Consider the following 17400-nt stretch of genomic DNA (forward strand, 5'->3'; position numbering starts at 1 on the left):
TTGGATAAATCGTCTTGTATGTGATGAGTTCCACCTCCTAATTATTCTCTTCATTAATCCGAAGTCACTCGGAAGGAGCTTTTCTAGCAAAATGCTTTTCAACAAAATCCAAAATGTCATCAATTCCGGGTAATGCCGCGTTTTCTCTGGCTTCGTCAAACGTCATCCATTGGTATTCGGTATGTTCATGATTTAACCGGACAACCTGGCTTTCATCCACATATCCTACGAATACGGGAGCAATATAGATATACTCCTCCTTGGGTGAATAATATTGTTCGAATTGATTGGCAGAATACAACCGGACTTCCGTAATACCTGTTTCCTCATGAACTTCTCTAAGTGCAGCTTCCCATGCCTTCTCGCCCTTTTCTATCCCGCCACCAACATAACACCACTCGTTATGCAAAATACGACCAGCCCGTTTCAGCATCAGTACAAGGTATTGATCGAAGCTCTTCTTCAACAGAACTACAGCCACGCCTTCACAACGAAAGGGCACTGCCTGTTTCGCGTGCTCCGCACCATTCATCTTCCCGACCCCTTCTCTTCGGAATCAAAGTCCTCCAAAACTTTAAACTTATCCCCGTGGATTTTGTCCAGATGCTCTTCTCCCCAATAACATAAATGGTCCAGCGCGGGCTTGAGTCCCCAGCCGTAGTCCGTTAACTCATATTCCACTTTGGGAGGCACCTCTGAATATACCTTTCGCTGCACAATTTCGTCCTTTTCCAGACCTCTGAGCTGTGTTGTCAGCATCTTCTGCGTAATGTCAGGTATCAATCTTCGAATCTCCGACGTGCGTTTCCGACCTGTCATCAAGTGGTAAATAATCAAAGGCTTCCACTTCCCGCCCATTACTTCCAAGGCCGCTTCCACGCCTACTTTATATTTTTTTGGAGCACTCGTTTCTCCATGTTCCGTCATTTTTGAACCCCTCCATAATCAGGCTGTATCCCAAGTGAAAATATACACTTTTTGCTGTTCTTCTTTATATTACTAAGCTCATTTCGAGGCATTCATTTAGGGTACTTTAATGTTCCTATGGCACTTCATTCTTCCTATAGAACATCAAAGTGCGTACTTCCAGATGTTTTCATACCTGTTTATAATAGCATCAGCCATTGATTTATGGCTACAAGACCGCAATCCAGAAAGGTAGTGAAAGATAAGATGAACGTACTTGTTGTAGTATCCCACCCAAGAAAAGATTCCTTGACCTTTCAGGTAGCTCAACGTTTTGCACAGGGTCTTACTGAGGCCGGTCACGGTTATGAGATATTGGATTTGCATGGGATTGGCTTCGACCCAATTCTCCGAGAGATGGATGAACCAGACTATACCCAAGAAAATCAGGTGTTCTCACCTGAGGTTGAAACCGAGATGGAGCGGTTGAAGAAGCACGATGCTGTGGCTTTTGTGTTTCCTCTCTGGTGGTGGCATCTGCCAGCCATGTTGAAAGGTTATGTGGATCGCGTCATGAACAACGGATTTGCCTATGGCACGAACAAACTTCCTCATCAACAGATATTGTGGATTGCTCTGTCGGGCGTGACGGAAGAACAGATGCATAAGCGCAACTATGGGCAATCGATCGCCAATCTGCTCAATGTGGGTATTGCCGATTACTGTGGCGTGTCCCAATCGAGGGTTGAGTTTCTATATGAAACGTTGGAATCCAAGCCTGAGCATTATGAGGCACTGCTGAACCATGCACATCACTTAGGCCTGAACTATGCCAACGATATTCCGACGCTGTAAAGATATTAATAGCGCTGCATGGTTATAACGCCCCAACTCCGCTTGAACACGGCAAAAAAGGTCGCTCCGAAGAGCGACCCTGTTTGTTTAGATGCATTATTTTACTGTCGAGAGAAGAAACTTCTCCAACATACTGGTATCGGTGATGCTATGGTTGCAAGCTGTGTTATCCATGCATACGTACTGGGCTACAGAAGAAATATTGTCTGGCGTATAACTCTTGGTCTTCACGTTGAAGAATCCGAGCTCCTGATGGCGATGACAGAACATACAGTATCCCTTCTTGTTCGTCGCCGTAATTCGCCCCTCAATCCCTAGGAATCTGCCTTCATACGGATACACGATGAACAAGCGATCGGTAGCAATATCGGTCCATCTCAGATAAGTTGTACGTGCGTAATCGATGGATTCCAGATCCGGCACCTTGAGCTTCTTTACCTTGGGAAACAGCTTCTGAATCTGCTTCGCGGATACTTGCGGAAATGGAATCAGATATGCTTCCAGCTGGTTCAGATAGGTCTGCAACTCATGTGTCGTCTCATACGTGGATAGCTGTTCCAGCAATTGCTTCTGCTCCGGAGTGAGTTCATTGAAGATGCCAACGGCATTCGTGCTGACGGTATAACGGACCGTATCCAACACTTTGGGGTCCACGACCGAGCGCAGCGTTTTGAGCAGGAAATCAGCTTGTTTTTGAATGTAATTGAATTGATGATTTTGGATAAATGGTGTTTGCATGGCTTTCAGCCCCTTATTTTTATTAGAAAAATAAAGTAAGGTGCAAAGCCTGCGGGTTGAACCATGATGTTGATGTTGATTCCAGGGCAAACGATCTCATTTTTGTCGCGCCCTACACAAAGTCCGCCCCTATTCAGGCTTTGCGTAAGGCTTTCTAGCGAACGAGCAATCCGGCATCATCCATATTGCCACGTCATAACCCCCAATACGATAGATATATCGGAATTATAGCAGGGCAGCATAGTGTAAGGCAACGGGCTTCGTTCCAATCTCCTCTGTTCAAGAAATGTGTATAATTATCGATAGATTTATAAATGATAAAGTCGGAAGTTCTCTAGATCTATATTGAATTTGCCTTCTATAAGTATGTCCAGTCCTAATAAACCGTTAATATTATGATATTTAAATGAAGTAAAATCTATTGGAATATCCTTCAAAACAAAATCTCCCACCTGTATTCCCTCGACACGCTTACTAAAAGCATGTTCCTTACCGCCAACTTAAACCTACATTCTTCCGTACCTTAACAATGACTTGATCTTTGGAAGTATGATAGACCAAGGTATTATCCCGGCTATTGAGTAATTCTTGGGTTGCTTTTTCATCGCTTACAGGACCGATCACAGCGACCTCATCTATAAATTCTTGATTTTCTGTCTCTTCAGAATGAAGAACTTCAAACTTCACAAATTGATTCGGGAAGATTTGTTGAACCTCTTGCCATTTCATAGTCATTCCTCCTATCGTTTGATGATATTATACCACTTAGTAAACATACACTAATCATTGAAATTTCATCTGTCCTTTAGTCATTATTGAAAAATAGAATACTATCCAATCAATATTCAACGTAAATAGAGTGTTTATAAAGGCTTTTGATGCTTTTACACAAACGCCTATTAACACAAAAGAAGCCACCTCCCTGGCCTTCCCCAGTTCAGTGACTCCATTTTACAATCCTATTCATTCCCTATGCTCAACTACTCTTTCACAGCCCCAACCACGATTCCCGTTACAAAATAACGTTGCAGGAATGGATACACGAGCAGGATCGGAAGTGCGCTGATAAAGATCTGCGAAGCCCGAATCGTCCGTTGGGACAGGTTCGCAACTGCTTCCGGATCAAGCTTCGACATGTCAGCCTGCACGATGATCGTCTGCATGAATGTCGCGAGTGGCAGCTTTTCCGCATCACGGATGTAGATGATTCCGTCAAAATATGCGTTCCAATGCCCAACCATCATGAAGAGCGAAACCGTTGCAATAACGGGTACGGAGACAGGCAGGTAGATTTTGATAAACGTCTGAAAGTGTCCTGCACCATCGATAAATGCAGCTTCCTCCAGGTCCTTCGGAACGGTACGGAAGAAATTCAGCAACAGGATGATATTAAACACGGCAACCAATCCCGGCAGGATCAAGGCCAGCAATGTGTTCATCAGGCCCAGCTTCAGAATCAGGATGTACCCCGGAATGAGGCCACCGCTGAATAGCATCGTGATGACAAAATACCACAGATAGATGTTACGTGCGCGGAACACCCGCGTCTCTTTGGAAAGCGCATAGGCTGCAAGCGTATTAACGATTAACGCAAGTCCAGTACCGAGTACCGTCCGCTCCACAGATACCCATAAGGAGGAGAGGAAGTTTGTATTGGCAAATGTCTTCGCATACGCCTCCAGTGTGAATCCAATCGGCCAAAATGTTACGAGACCCGCATTTGCAGGTGCAGATGCGCTAAGTGATACCATGAGTAAGTGATACAAAGGCAACAAGCAGAGCAGTGAAAGGATGGTCAGGAACACATTGTTGAATATGCTGAATATGCGGTAAGGCATCGTTTTATGGTACATTCGTTTGTCATCCTTTCTAGAAAATTCGGTATCCGGCGAATCGGTAAGCCAGTCGGTACGAGATCACAATCAGGATCAGGCTGATGACCGATTTGAACAGATTCACAGCGGTAGCGAAACTGAACTGCCCACTAAGCAGACCTTCTCTATACACAAACGTATCGATAATATCTCCTTGTTGGTAAATCAACGGACTATATAAGTTAAAGATTTGGTCAAAGTTGGCGTTAAGTACATTACCAAGTGCCAGTGTTGCGATTACAATCCCAATGGGAATCAGTGCCGGGATGGTAATATACATCGTTTGCTTCCAGCGTCCTGCCCCATCTACTTCAGCTGCTTCATAGAGCGCAGGGTTAATACCGGACAGTGCCGCTAGGAAGATAATTGTGTTGAAACCAAACTCTTTCCAGACATCACTCGCAATAATCGTGAACCGGAACCAGCTGCCATCCCCCAGGAAGAAGATCGGCTTGATACCGAAGACCGAAACCAGGAACTGATTGACAATACCCGTCTGGGCGAGAATGTCGATCAGAATACCTGACAACGTAACCCAGGACAGAAAGTGAGGAAGATACACGAGCGTTTGAATCGTTCTTTTCAGTGCCATCTTCCGTACCTCGTTGAGCAATAAGGCAAAGACAAACGGAATAATTAAGTTCATGACAATCTTGGAACAGGCAAAGAACAACGTGTTCCACGTAATTTGCAGGAAATAATCATTTTCCCACATGTACCTAAAATGCTTCAGCCCTACCCATTCGGAATTAAAAAATCCCAGTGCAGGTTTATAATCCTGAAATGCCATCAAAATTCCGGACATCGGAATGTATGAAAATATAAAGACCATAATGGCCGCCGGCAACACCATGAAGTGCAGAATCCATGGCTGTTTGTAGCGTTTTTTTCTCTTTTTATCCAGCTTGTTCCCAACGTTTGCCTGCGGGATCCGCTTACCCTCCAATTTAGCCTCCATAGCGCTTCTCCTGTTCCCAAAAAAAGTTTTTGTGTGTGATCGGGTTCTCTGATATAAATAGTATCAAGCCATTCTGAGGTCTGCTATATAACATTGTTAGGCTTAATAGTGTTTTGTTAGGGACATCATTGGAAGAGGTTGTTTAAACACGAATTAGAAGGAGACTTTTTATGCATATATGGAAGCGCTTCAACCCTTTTCAAAGCAAGACTCGATCCCGATTCAGTCTTTTTGCCAAAATAAACTTGTTAATTGTGGTCTTATTCATCCCCATTCTGATCATGTACACCTACTCGAACAACGTCACCTATGATGTCGTCAGCAAAGAACTGCAGATCTCCAACACGAAGCAGCTCACGTTTCTGTCCAGTCAGATTGACTCCCGCATCAATCAGATGATGGATTTCAGCCTGATTCTCTCCCGAGACCCGAATGTCAGAGCATTCAACGGCCTTAACATGTGGGATGATCGATATGACCGGATGCAGACCCGTTATGTGATACAAGAGAAGATGACGCTGCAAACCGGCGTTACGGATATATGGCCCACCCGATATGCAGTGCATTCACAGCAGAATAAGGATGTCATCGCCAACTACAATCGAGCCACAGGATATGATGAAGCGTATTTGAAAAAAAATATGAGCGGACAATGGACCTATGGGGACCAGGGTGCGGAATCAAAAGACAAGCTGCAATCCTTCTATTGGTTTTATACCGATTCCTTGGCACAGCCGGGGATGCTCACGGGAAGTAATCTGGTGATTGAAGCCAGCTTCAGTTACGAGAACATTCAAAATATGCTGGATACGTATAAGGCGGGCGGACAAGGCGATCCTTTCTTATATCACAAAGGAAATTCACCTATTCTCAATCGCAGCGCGGACAAGCAATTATCCGCAGAACTCATTCAGTATCTGGATACGCATTCTCCAGAAGATACCACCCAAGATGTCGTGAAGCTGAACGGGAAGAAATATCTGGTTAGCTCTGTGAAGTCCACCTATCTGGATTGGCATCTGGTTGACGTGATCCCGCTGTATCAGATTCTGAAACCCATCTCGCTGAGTCAGAATCTGTTCTACACCTGTATGATCTTGCTGCTAGTGGTGGGCATCTCAGCTTCAATCCTGCTGTACCGGAATGTGCAATATCCGATCAAAAAGCTGATCAAAGGTTTACGCCGCGTAGAGCAGGGTGATTATTCTGTTCGACTGCATAGCAAAAACCAGAATGAATTCTCATTCCTGTTCCGCCGATTCAACGATATGTCCCATCAGATTCAGGATCTGATCGAGAATGTGTTCCATGAGAAAATTAGAGCCAGGGAAGCTACGCTGAAGCAATTACAAGCGCAGATCAATCCGCATTTCCTATATAATTGTCTAGGTTATATCATCAACATGGCCCAGATGAAGGACGAGCAAGCCGTCGTCTCCATGGCGCATAACCTAAGTGCGTATTATCGCTACACCACCCGTATGGAACGGGAGACGTCGTCGCTACAAGAAGAGATCAAGCTACTGATCAACTATCTGGATATCCAGAAGCTGCGTAATGGTCGCATTGAGTATTACATCGATATCCCTGAGGATATGCTCTCCCAGTCGGTGCCACGATTAATGCTTCAACCGATGGTTGAAAATTCCGTCATTCACGGTGTGGCGAAGTCCTATTCTTCTGGCGAAATCCGAATTACCGGGGAGTGCTTGAATGGTTTTGGCAGAATATACATCGACGACGATGGTCCTGGCCTAAGCCCGGAACAGTACGAGGCATTGAACCTTAAGATGCAGGAACCTTTACAGGAAGAAATGGGCTGCGGCCTTTGGAATACGCACCAACGAATCACGCACCTGTTCGGCAGTCATTCCTATCTCCTATTCGGCCCATCCCCACTTGGCGGATTCCGAACCGAAATCATCTGGGAGTTACCAAAAGAGGATACCAATTCCGATAAAGGAAATACCGATACGAATTGATACGCTACTAACGATAAGTTGACATTTTATTTTGAACGAACCATTTACACATGAACGCAGAGGACAGAAAAAACCTGAAGAAACGAAGTGCTCGCCTTTCAAGCACCATTTTAACCTTATATCAATTAAGTCAGAAAATGGGGCTTGAACAGCGATCGGAAGGTTGTTCTGTCATCGAAGTGGCAAGTGTAAATATGCCTTAGTTCAACCACCAAGGGAGACATTATAATGCACATGATGATCGTAGACGATGAAGCACACTGGGTCGATAACCTGTCCATGACCAAGCCATGGCACACGCTGGGAATCGAACATGTGCATAAAGCATACTCGGCACACGAAGCACTACAAATGATCGACACCCACCCCATCGATATCATGATCTCGGACATTCAGATGCCCGAAATGACAGGTATTGAACTAATTGAACGCATCCGCATCCGGGACAAAAAAATAAAATGTATTCTTTTATCCGGTTATTCCGAATTTGATTACGCCAAAAAAGCCATTCAGTTCGAGGCCGTAGACTATCTGCTGAAGCCCCCCACTGACGATGAATTAATGGGTGCTGTTCAGAAGGCCATCGATCAATTGAACAACGAATGGGAACTGGTCAGCTCACTGACACGAACGCAGTTTACATTGCGCGAGAATCTCCCCCATTTGCGAGGACGACTGCTCCTAGGGGCTTTGCAGGGACAACGAATCGCCGCTACCGAATGGGATCGGAAGCTCGCTAATTACAATCTCCCCTTTCACACCGGAGATGCCGCATTAATGCTGGTTCGTTTGGAAGAAGAATTCGGACACTATGACAGCAATGATCAGACCCTGATCGAATATGCCATCATCAATATGGCGGAAGAGATTATGGGTGAGTTTATGGAAGTGTGGGGCGTGAAGGAGGAGCACGGATATCTGGTGTTTTTACTTCAGTTGAAAGAACGGAAAGGCGATATTGGTAAAGAAACCATTCTGGAGAAGCTGTCCATTCAGCTTCAATCCAAAGTAAAACAATTTCTGAAAGGCTCCCTCTCCATCGTTATCACCGAGTGGTTCACCTTTCCGGATCAGCTTTACGATCGCTTCCGCCAGGCTTCGGCCTATTTCCGACAGATTGTTGGAGACGAGCGCGAATTTGTCATGCGTGTCAGCGATGTCGAGACACCTGCGGCACAAGGTCCCTTGGATGTCCTTTACACCCCGCCCACCTTTATTAGTTTGCTAGAGAGCGGACAGTGGGATGCCGCCGAAGAGAAAATCCTCGCGGTCTGCGCAGAGCTGGATGAGAAATGGTCGGAATCATGGGAGCATTGCATGGAGGCAGGTTTTCTTATTACGGCTTCGTTCACTAACATCGCCCATCGGAACAAGCTGACTCTGACCACTTTAATGGGTAATGATGTCGAGGATTTGCAAAGTGGGGAAGTTTTCGCTACCATCAGCAAACTTCGGAAATGGTCGCTCAGCGTGCTCGGCAAACTCAAGGAAGGCACGTCCAACGAGATCAAGGACATCCGTTCCGAGTATGTGAAGAAGATTCAGGATTTTACAGATAAGAACCTGCATCTGGATGTGTCTTTGCGTGTACTCGCTGACCATGTCAATCTGCACCCGACCCATCTGTCCAAAATCTACAAGATCGAAACCGGCGAAGGCATCAGTGATTATATCTCGCGCCTGCGCATGGATCGTGCCTGTCACAAGCTGGTCACGACCACCAAAAAAGTGTATGAAATCAGCATGGAGATTGGTTATATGGACCCGGCTTATTTTATCAAAGTGTTCAAGCGTCAATTTGGCGTTACGCCGCAAGAGTACCGAGACCAGCATAAATAACATGACTGAAAACCGATCTTATTGAACATTCACTAATAGAGTCCTATCGAAACTAACAAACTCATATAGATGCCCTCCCGCCCAAATTGGTACAGTTACATTGTAAAGATCATACACCGTAGGGGGATTGAACAATGATCAAATTCAAAACATGGTGGTCACTGCTCATGGTTATCGCGCTCATCACGATCACTGCGTGCGGCAGTGGCGAGACAGCCAGTGACAATGGTAGCGATAATACGCCGGGAACAGTCGGCTCAGCGGAAGCAGAAGCTGCTTTTGCTAAAGGAAAATATGACCCACCCATCGAGTTCAGTTCGGTATTGATGCCAAAGAAATACGTGCAAGGAGATACCAAAGAAAATAACGTGCACGATCGTTGGATGCTCGAAACGCTGGGTATGAAGCACAAAGATACTTGGTATCCGGCCAATGACGATCAATACAGACAAAAGCTGCAACTGGCTATCGCCTCTGGCGAGAAGCTGCCTGATTTTGTATCCGTACCCACCAATGCGGTACTGACCAATCAGCTGATCGACTCCGGTCAATTCATCGCCATCGATGAGTTGTTCGACAAGTACGCGAGTCAGACTCTGAAAGATCACGCAGCAGCACATCCTGAACTGTGGTATCCGTTCACCAAGGACGGCAAGAAATACAACATGCCGATCATGGAGTACACCGATAACGACGATACACTGCTCTGGCTCCGCGAGGACTGGATGGAGAAGCTGAACCTGGAAGCTCCGAAAACCATCGCTGACCTTGAGAACATCATGGACAAATTCAAAAACGAGAACCCGGACGGTCTGTCTCCAGACAAAGTATTCCCGCTGGCGATCTCGCTGAAAAATAACACCAACACCTGGATGGGTCAGCTCGACTGGTTGTTCGGTGCATACGGCACAATCGAGGAGCAATGGAACAAAGACGCAAACGGCAACCTCGAGTACGGCTCCGTTAACCCGGGTGCCAAACAAGCCCTTGCCAAGCTGGCTGAATGGATGGATAAAGGTTATATCCACGCTGACTCCGCTCTGTGGGACGAAGGCAAATCCGCTGAAAGCTGGACAGCTGGCAAAGCGGGCATTCTGCCTGGCGCAAACTGGGTACCGGACTGGCCTGCACCTGACCTGCTGAAGAACGTACCTGGCTCTAAGTATAAAGCTTACCCCGTTCCAGCTGGCCCAGATGGCAAGATCGGTACGAAGTGGCAGAACTCTGGTGTCAACGCAAGTATCATGATCAACAAGGATGCGAAGCATCCAGAAGCCATCTTCCTGTACTACAACTACTTGCTCGATAACCTAGCTAACCCGAAAGCGGGCAGTGAGTATGAATACGGCTTCGCCAAAGGTTACGACTGGGATATCATTGACGGACAACCGACCAGTGACAAAGAGAAGATCAAAGACTTCTCCAACGAATTCCCTTTCCTGACCGGCCCAGCACGTATCCCGGATCTGTACATGAAAACACTCGTGAAGCTGGCCAACGGCGAGAAGCCTGAAACACCTTACGAGAAACAAATGGCCGAATTCCGTAAACCGGAAAACTGGTATGCAGGTAAAGTGGTTATGTCCCAGATCGACATCCGTAAACAAAACTACTTCACTGGCGCTGCAACACCAACCATGGTATCCAAATGGAACCTGCTCCGCCAGTCCGAGATGGAAACCTTCAACAAAATCATCTACGGCAATTTGCCAATTGATGCCTTTGACCAATTCGTCGCCAACTGGAAATCCAATGGCGGAGATCAGATCACGCAAGAAGTGAATGATTGGTTTAAGTCAGTAAGTGCGAAGTAAGATTTGGTTTTTGGAAAAGTAGAGATTATAAAAACAGCCGAAGCGATAGTTACACGCTTCGGCTGTTTTTTAGGTAGAGATTGAGGTCGCTTCCATTGTCTTATGGGTTCGCGTTAGAGGGTTGAGGAGCCTTTGTATTGCTATCCTCTAGCATCGACTGGCCCAGTAAGGATACTGTAAGCTGAATCCCATCCTTCAGCCCTTGCATATACAACCGCTCATTCTCTATTCCTTTACTGACAATGTATCGGCTTTCCCACTCAGCATATTCAGGTGTTTGCTCGATATCCTTGCCAGCAAACAATCCTTCGAACGCTTCGTCCTTTTCCTCACGTACACGACTCAACTCAGGGTCATGCTCGATTCGGGCAGATACTTCATCTAGCCTTGCCTGGATCGCTTGTTGCAACCATGGTGGAAGTTCCAAGTCTTCTCCTCCCCTACACGTTATGTACCTCATTCATCATCGTACAACTCGGTTACGTCTCGCCTTCATTTCACCCACTCGGGCCACCAGTTCGTCCACCCTTCGGCTCTGTTCTTGCACTTCGGGGTTGTCCCACAACGGAATCGCTTGCTTCAAGGATGCCTCACCAAGCTGATTAAGCTTGCGCCGTTCCTCTTCCAATAAGTCAAGCAACCGGCTCATAAATCCACCTCTCTGATGGGTCTAAACTACGCCAAGTCTTGTTAAGACTAGACGTGAGCAGTCAATTTTAATGCGATTATCTATATCCGATGTTGTATACTAATACTTTTGTCTAATCCAAATTGTAAGATAAACCGTGATTGCTTTAATGCGGAAATCGAATTAAAAATAAAAAACACCGATATAAACCTTCGGTGTAAAAACTTCGTACCTTATCCGCTAAAACCACGATTTTTCACGTTCTACAGGTCTTGTTTAACGCTTGCATTCGATAATAGCTTTAAAACTTACAGATAAGGCCATGACTTTAGCCATAATATCTATTTGATATTCTCATCGTTGGTCTGAACTTTTTGGTTATGGAGTACTCCTTAAGATCTTCAGCCTCAGCATAAGCCTTCAACACTTCATGGTTTATTTCCATCACCTAATTTCATTTCTCTAAGGCCATCATGGCGTTACTTCTTTTTAAAGCTTCAGCGAAAAAAGAGAGAAATGTCTCTGCTCAAGAAACTATTTCATAGGATGCTGCTGTGTTATGTGATGTTCTGACTCGTTAGTTTATGATTCTTACAACATTTTTTGTATTTTTTCCCGCTTCCACAAGGGCAAGGTGAATTAAGCGTAACGTTTTTGTACAATTGCTTACCTTCTTCTGAATAATTAAAGAAAAGTTCCATTTCACTTATTTCTCCTGATAAGTATTCAGTAGTGTGTGCTACATTCATCATTTCTTTCGATATTTTCTTGAATTCTACATCTAAGTTAATACTGGGGTTAGAATCGTGCTCTATAATTATATATATAGCTGTATAAATATTTTTGAGAATTTGAATTACATGACGAAATAACCTTGGTTCACTCGAATACTCCAAATATTCACCTGTAATCATTTCAACATATTTTATTTGATCAATTGCCTCTACAAATTGAGCAGTATAAACTTTCCCAGTTCGAATAATTCTTTTTTTCTCATTATTAATTTCTTCGAAGATAGGAAATATGAACTGAAGAATACCTGATAAGAATCTATCATCGTTCTTCTTCTCTACTTGACAAGACTCATATCTGCTTTGAATTTTGGTAGTGTACATATACAGTAATATCCAACATTTTTTTTTGATTCCGTTCTCATTCATTGAGTTTAGAATATAGTCCGTTCTGACTTTAATATGCCCAAATTTTTCACCTTCTTGATCACTCAATTCAAGTTTAACATCGGTTAAATGAGGTTTTGCCTGAACTAATGGTGCAAAAATCGCTAGAATCGATTCGAACGAGAACTGTTCAACTTCTCCAATATACATACCAGATAACTCCATTGCGCTGTCATTTTCACTCTCTTGGTCTATTACGATACCAAATAAGCCTAATACAGCGTATGCTTCAAGTGATTTGTTTGTCACTTCATCTTCTGCTAAATAGGAATCTACATTATCAATTCGATACTTATTGTTAATTAGAAAAACCGTAAATGCTGCAATCGAAGAATACACTGTCTCAGATAGTAGATTGATTTGGTCGAAGAAATTATCAAAACTATACTCTTTAGTGGAGATAGTTTTGGTTTTCTTTTGTCTATTCCTTAGTATTACCCTTTGATTGTCTATATCTATATCATAATCTACATGCGCTTCAGAATGACGTATGATACTATCTACACCTTCAACAAAGTAGTTAAGCTTATAATTTGTTAGTGATGCAAACTGACCACAAATATCACCAAATCCGGTCCATTCAATTAATTCATCGATATCAAAACTCTTTTCCCTATCTACGCAACTTGCCAATAACAAAAAAATCATAGAATCACGATATATCCCCTCACATAGATCTTTATACCATTTCAGTCCATTTGTCATAAGAACATGACTAGAAGGATTATGACCAAAAACAAATCCAATAGCTATTGAAAGGTCACTTAACTTTTTAAACATATACTTGTATTTTGCAGTATATCGGCTAAGAAACTCACAAACTAAGCTATTATTCTTTTCAAAGGCTTTCTCATAAGTTTTGTATGCGATACTTACCTTCCTAAAGAAACTTTCATCATCAAAAGCTATAGTACCAACATACTTGTAGATAGATAGTTTTAATAGATCATCATTTGAATAGTGTTCTTTATCTCTAGATAAAATTGATCGAAAATAGTAACTTGTTTGCTCGCACACATCACTAATTTTCTCTTCAATCGTTCCTTCATTGGAGGTTTGCCATACCATTCCTAATATAGCAGAGTGATTTAATTCACCATTCTGAAACAAATCAGTTACATTTTCGATATTGCGAGCACCAAATATACTTGAAAGTATTTTTAATTCTTGCGCTGAATTATCCAACTTTACCTGTGAAGTGTCTTTCAATTTCATAGCATCGTCAATGTTCAAGGCAATAGTTGACATGATTAGTTCAACGATGGATTCCTTATAGGCAATAACCGTAAGAAGAAGCCTTTTGTGAATATTTCTAAAAACTTTAGTAGGCTCAAATAAAGTGACCTCACCTAATAGAACATATAATTTAATCAAAAATGTGTTTATGTCATTAATAATTTGATTAGTTTCAACTAACTTAATACCCTCCTGTGTCATATTTATTGAGTAGAAAATGTCAAACCTTAATTCGTTACTTAGTATACTAATATACTCCGAAACTTTTTCCATTTCATTCTCATAGCAATTCTTAGTTCTTATACCCTTTCTAATAGCTTTTTTTAACTCTTTATATTCCAATTCCCTATTTTCAATGCATGATAATACATTGTCCAATAATAATTTGCGAGATTCTACATACGGATCAACAGATTGTCGTTGATCCTCAAGTGATATACCACATTCCTTGCATACATCATTTGTACATTCATTAAGGTGGCCATTAGCACATTTTATAGCAAAATAGTCTAATTCTATATTTATCAAAACTATCACCTCTTAACATGGATTAGAAATCTAATCTCACCTAACGTCTCTGTATTCACGACCCAGTGTATGCTGGGTGTCCGGCGATCCCCAACCAAGCCGAACTAAGAACGAATGTGCGCAGCGTGAATATTTTGTAAAAAATTCAATCCAATTAGGCACGCTTAAAATAATCGCTAAATTTTTTGATTAATTTCTTAAAACCTCCTATTTCGTTGACTGGTTCCATTTGTTTTAAAAGCTGTTTTGTAACTTCTATAGGTGGAGAGGAATCTTCTTTATTTTTCATTGTTTTTTTCGTTTCTGGAATATTAATTGATATAATATCACGCTCACTTTTTATATCAGTAGAAGACTTAGATAAACTGTTTACATTATTTTTAGTACTTTCTTTCTTACTATTTACTATTTTTTTCTCTTTAATCTCTTTACTACTAAATCTTAAAAGCAAATCTTCATCTTTGATTACACTTACATTTAAATCACTAAGTGTATTTAAATAATACTGATCTGTAGGCTCGTAATAACTAATCTTTCCGAAAGCTATGATCATGTCGTCTTTTTTGATGTTTGTTTCATTCTTTTTGGCTGGATATATAAAGGAAGTTGTAATACTCTTCCCACCGATTTCATAAGAGTTTATATAGATTTTCCCTTTGCTGACTTTAATGCTTTGAACAATATATATGACGAATCTTTCCTTGGAATGCAGACTCTTATTAAGCTCATCTGCTAGAATAACTACTTCATTAATCCCTAATTCTTCGTTTCCTGTTTTGTATTTAAATTTGATTTTACCTAATTCATCAATTGCATTTTTTTCAAGAAGATTTTTCATTTGCGAAACTGTTCTTATAATATCTCTAAATATTTTTTTATAAGTTGTATATTTATTGTACTTTTCAACTTCTTTAGCCGATGTATTTTCGTTAGGCTTAACTATTTTTTTATTACTAAATCTATCCCCCTGTCTTCTTAAAGTATTAAGATCAATAATAATTTTGATTTCTCCCTCATTGCCGCTAAGTGTTTCAATTAATTTTTGTCCTTCCCATTCAGTATTAAAATATTCCACTGTTGTTCTCTTGCAACTATGTCCACCTCTACCTGGTAATGCTCTAAAAAATTCATTTTGCACTCCAGTTACTTCTAAAGAAGGTTCACAGAATGGACAAAAAATCTCTCCTTGTTTATGTATTGATCTATTGTAATCTGAAATTTTTATGTATCCATTTTTATACTTTGCAATAGTTAATTTATCCATATTGCCTCCGTCTCTGCTAATTGTATTTCACCTAACATTTGTGTATTCATTAACCCCGAAAGGGTTTTCTGTTGATATGCTCTTCGAAATACATCCCGCATACCCAGGCTCCGAAGGAGTCGTAGCTTGAATATGTTGTTATATGATGATGATTCTTGTTCGAGCTTGCTTACTAACCTGCTTTTTTTCATTACTCATTTTATTTTGATGTCAACTTTTTCGACGTGTTATCATATTCTTAAATAAAAACCGAGTGCAGCGAACACTTGGTCAGTACAATTGGCTTGAATGGTCTATCCCTTCTTAAGTCAAATCAGGACAAAAACCCACCTTCGGCTATCAACCTTGGGGTGGGTTTTTACTTTCTCTTTCAGAGTCATTGCATCTTTCACCTCCCTTCGAAGGAAAACCATACCCACCCAAGATTCAATTGTATCTGTATTTTACCTGTATTGACATCTGCGTACAAGTGTTCTTATCTGCTTTCTTGTATTTTTCTTTTATTCTATTTGTTGTCCATCATTTCTATCATATAACGTTCCTGCATTCATGACTCAGCGCATGCTGGGTGTCCGGCTAATGCCGGACCAAGGACGAGTGTCCGCAGCGTGAATATTATGTTATAAGATGTCCTCAACTTCCGTGATAAACGATCAAGTAATTTGTATATTGAATTTCTGAAGGGCATTATTTATTGCAATGACTTCATTCCACTCTGAAGAATCTGCTTCTCTTATTGGTAAAAACATTGTGTATGCTGTATAGCCTAATTCAAATATGGGTTTATCTGATTTTAATAAAAACGGAAATCCTATATGTGCAATTATTCCGAGCACTTGACTAGATCGGTCCCTAAACTGTTTCCAATGTATCTGCTCTTTAATAATTATTTGGATTAATTCGTTGGCAGTTCTCACTGACTTATCTGCATGATCAAAAGTTTCTACTGTGTTCATATTTTTATAGATTTTATCAAGCGAAAGTGCAATAAATCCGTAGTGATTAGTCTTTTTTATCTGAGCTTCTGCTTCTTTTATGTTTTGTTCAATACTTCCTCGCCCATTTAATCTTTTAGCAGCTACTGCATATTTTTTTGCTTTGAAATTAAATGTGAAGTCTGGTTCCTCAAGTTTCACTTGAAGCCCAGACCTTTCAAATATTGAACTTAGGTAATATTGAAATTGATAATTCCATGGTTTGGTATCTTTATTATTTTCAATAATCCCTCCACTAAATATGGATTGAATTTCACTTCGTACAGTTTTGTCTGTACATGATAAAACATTTTTCGAATTTGCAATCGTTATTAATTCCCAGTAGTCTTTATACCCTTGTAGTACATTTTTATAATTTTCATTGATCATCTCATAGTTTTTAGAAGCTATAGCATTGATATAATTATTGAAAGTTCTTTTTTTATATTCTTCAAATCTACAATTACTGTGAATAGAATAATTATGGCTTCTTAATTGATTGAGCGCTTTTTCGATCATCAATGGAACTTTCCTCACTTCTTGATCAATACCATAGTGTGGTAATAGCAAGATTAGCACCTTCTTTAAACATTTATTATTAATGCTTCAACGCTTCGGAGGATTTC

Annotated in this window: 15 protein-coding genes; 4 read left to right on the forward strand and 11 right to left on the reverse strand. The window is 41.6% G+C overall.

The annotated features are described in order from the left end of the window. Positions 1 to 64: 64 nt before the first annotated feature. Together MHB84_RS05030 and MHB84_RS05035 are read right to left on the reverse strand one after the other, a co-directional pair. Positions 65 to 532 (reverse strand): NUDIX hydrolase, encoded by a 468-nt coding sequence (locus MHB84_RS05030; protein ID WP_076290075.1) that lies wholly within the window; start codon positions 530 to 532, stop codon positions 65 to 67. After that, a complete protein-coding gene (locus tag MHB84_RS05035; RefSeq protein WP_076290076.1) occupies positions 529 to 927 on the reverse strand; it encodes a winged helix-turn-helix transcriptional regulator in 399 nt (132 codons plus the stop codon). The genes MHB84_RS05030 and MHB84_RS05035 overlap by 4 nt, the downstream gene beginning before the upstream one ends. Positions 928 to 1173: 246 nt before the next feature. Here MHB84_RS05035 and MHB84_RS05040 point away from each other — a divergent pair, with 246 nt between their 5' ends. Continuing rightward, the gene (locus tag MHB84_RS05040; RefSeq protein ID WP_076290077.1) at positions 1174 to 1761 is read left to right on the forward strand and encodes an NAD(P)H oxidoreductase; all 588 of its coding nucleotides are present in this window, start codon (positions 1174 to 1176) and stop codon (positions 1759 to 1761) included. Positions 1762 to 1857: 96 nt separating this feature from the next. On the opposite strand, the gene MHB84_RS05045 is transcribed toward MHB84_RS05040, so the two are convergent. The 4 genes from MHB84_RS05045 to MHB84_RS05060 all read right to left on the reverse strand — a co-directional run bounded on the left by MHB84_RS05045 (position 1858) and on the right by MHB84_RS05060 (position 5331). Continuing rightward, a complete protein-coding gene (locus MHB84_RS05045; protein WP_076290078.1) occupies positions 1858 to 2499 on the reverse strand; it encodes a FusB/FusC family EF-G-binding protein in 642 nt (213 codons plus the stop codon). A 489-nt stretch (positions 2500 to 2988) separates the two neighbouring features. Next, on the reverse strand, positions 2989 to 3228 hold the full coding sequence (locus tag MHB84_RS05050; RefSeq protein ID WP_076290079.1) for a hypothetical protein: 240 nt from the start codon (positions 3226 to 3228) through the stop codon (positions 2989 to 2991). A 251-nt stretch (positions 3229 to 3479) separates the two neighbouring features. After that, entirely contained in the window at positions 3480 to 4352 is an 873-nt protein-coding gene (locus tag MHB84_RS05055) for a carbohydrate ABC transporter permease (protein WP_076290080.1), read from the reverse strand. Between the two features lie 16 nt (positions 4353 to 4368). Beyond that, complete coding sequence (locus MHB84_RS05060; protein WP_372238352.1) at positions 4369 to 5331, reverse strand: ABC transporter permease; 963 nt, start codon at positions 5329 to 5331, stop codon at positions 4369 to 4371. A gap of 170 nt (positions 5332 to 5501) precedes the next feature. On the opposite strand from MHB84_RS05060, the gene MHB84_RS05065 reads away from it, so the two are divergent. The 3 genes from MHB84_RS05065 (at position 5502) to MHB84_RS05075 (ending at position 10966) form a co-directional block, all read left to right on the forward strand. Beyond that, positions 5502 to 7313 carry a sensor histidine kinase gene (locus tag MHB84_RS05065; protein WP_076290081.1) on the forward strand — a complete coding sequence of 604 codons (1812 nt, stop codon included), beginning with the start codon at positions 5502 to 5504 and terminating at the stop codon, positions 7311 to 7313. Positions 7314 to 7541: 228 nt separating this feature from the next. Then, positions 7542 to 9152 carry a response regulator transcription factor gene (locus tag MHB84_RS05070; protein ID WP_076290082.1) on the forward strand — a complete coding sequence of 537 codons (1611 nt, stop codon included), beginning with the start codon at positions 7542 to 7544 and terminating at the stop codon, positions 9150 to 9152. 134 nt (positions 9153 to 9286) lie between these two features. Next, positions 9287 to 10966, forward strand: a complete 1680-nt coding sequence (locus tag MHB84_RS05075; RefSeq protein ID WP_076290083.1) for an ABC transporter substrate-binding protein — start codon at positions 9287 to 9289, stop codon at positions 10964 to 10966. 100 nt (positions 10967 to 11066) lie between these two features. Here MHB84_RS05075 and MHB84_RS05080 read toward each other — a convergent pair whose 3' ends face one another. The 5 genes from MHB84_RS05080 to MHB84_RS05100 all read right to left on the reverse strand — a co-directional run bounded on the left by MHB84_RS05080 (position 11067) and on the right by MHB84_RS05100 (position 17293). Further along, positions 11067 to 11393, reverse strand: coding sequence for a hypothetical protein (locus MHB84_RS05080; RefSeq protein WP_143764752.1), 327 nt, complete (start codon positions 11391 to 11393; stop codon positions 11067 to 11069). A gap of 36 nt (positions 11394 to 11429) precedes the next feature. Next, positions 11430 to 11615, reverse strand: a complete 186-nt coding sequence (locus MHB84_RS05085) for a hypothetical protein (protein WP_076290085.1) — start codon at positions 11613 to 11615, stop codon at positions 11430 to 11432. 536 nt (positions 11616 to 12151) lie between these two features. Next, a complete protein-coding gene (locus MHB84_RS05090; RefSeq protein WP_076290086.1) occupies positions 12152 to 14536 on the reverse strand; it encodes an SEC-C metal-binding domain-containing protein in 2385 nt (794 codons plus the stop codon). 154 nt (positions 14537 to 14690) lie between these two features. Further along, on the reverse strand, positions 14691 to 15800 hold the full coding sequence (locus MHB84_RS05095; protein ID WP_076290087.1) for a hypothetical protein: 1110 nt from the start codon (positions 15798 to 15800) through the stop codon (positions 14691 to 14693). Positions 15801 to 16453: 653 nt separating this feature from the next. After that, complete coding sequence (locus MHB84_RS05100; RefSeq protein ID WP_143764754.1) at positions 16454 to 17293, reverse strand: hypothetical protein; 840 nt, start codon at positions 17291 to 17293, stop codon at positions 16454 to 16456. Between the last annotated feature and the right edge of the window lie 107 nt (positions 17294 to 17400).

The organism is Paenibacillus sp. FSL F4-0087 (assembly GCF_038020215.1).
GTDB lineage: Bacteria > Bacillota > Bacilli > Paenibacillales > Paenibacillaceae > Paenibacillus > Paenibacillus taichungensis.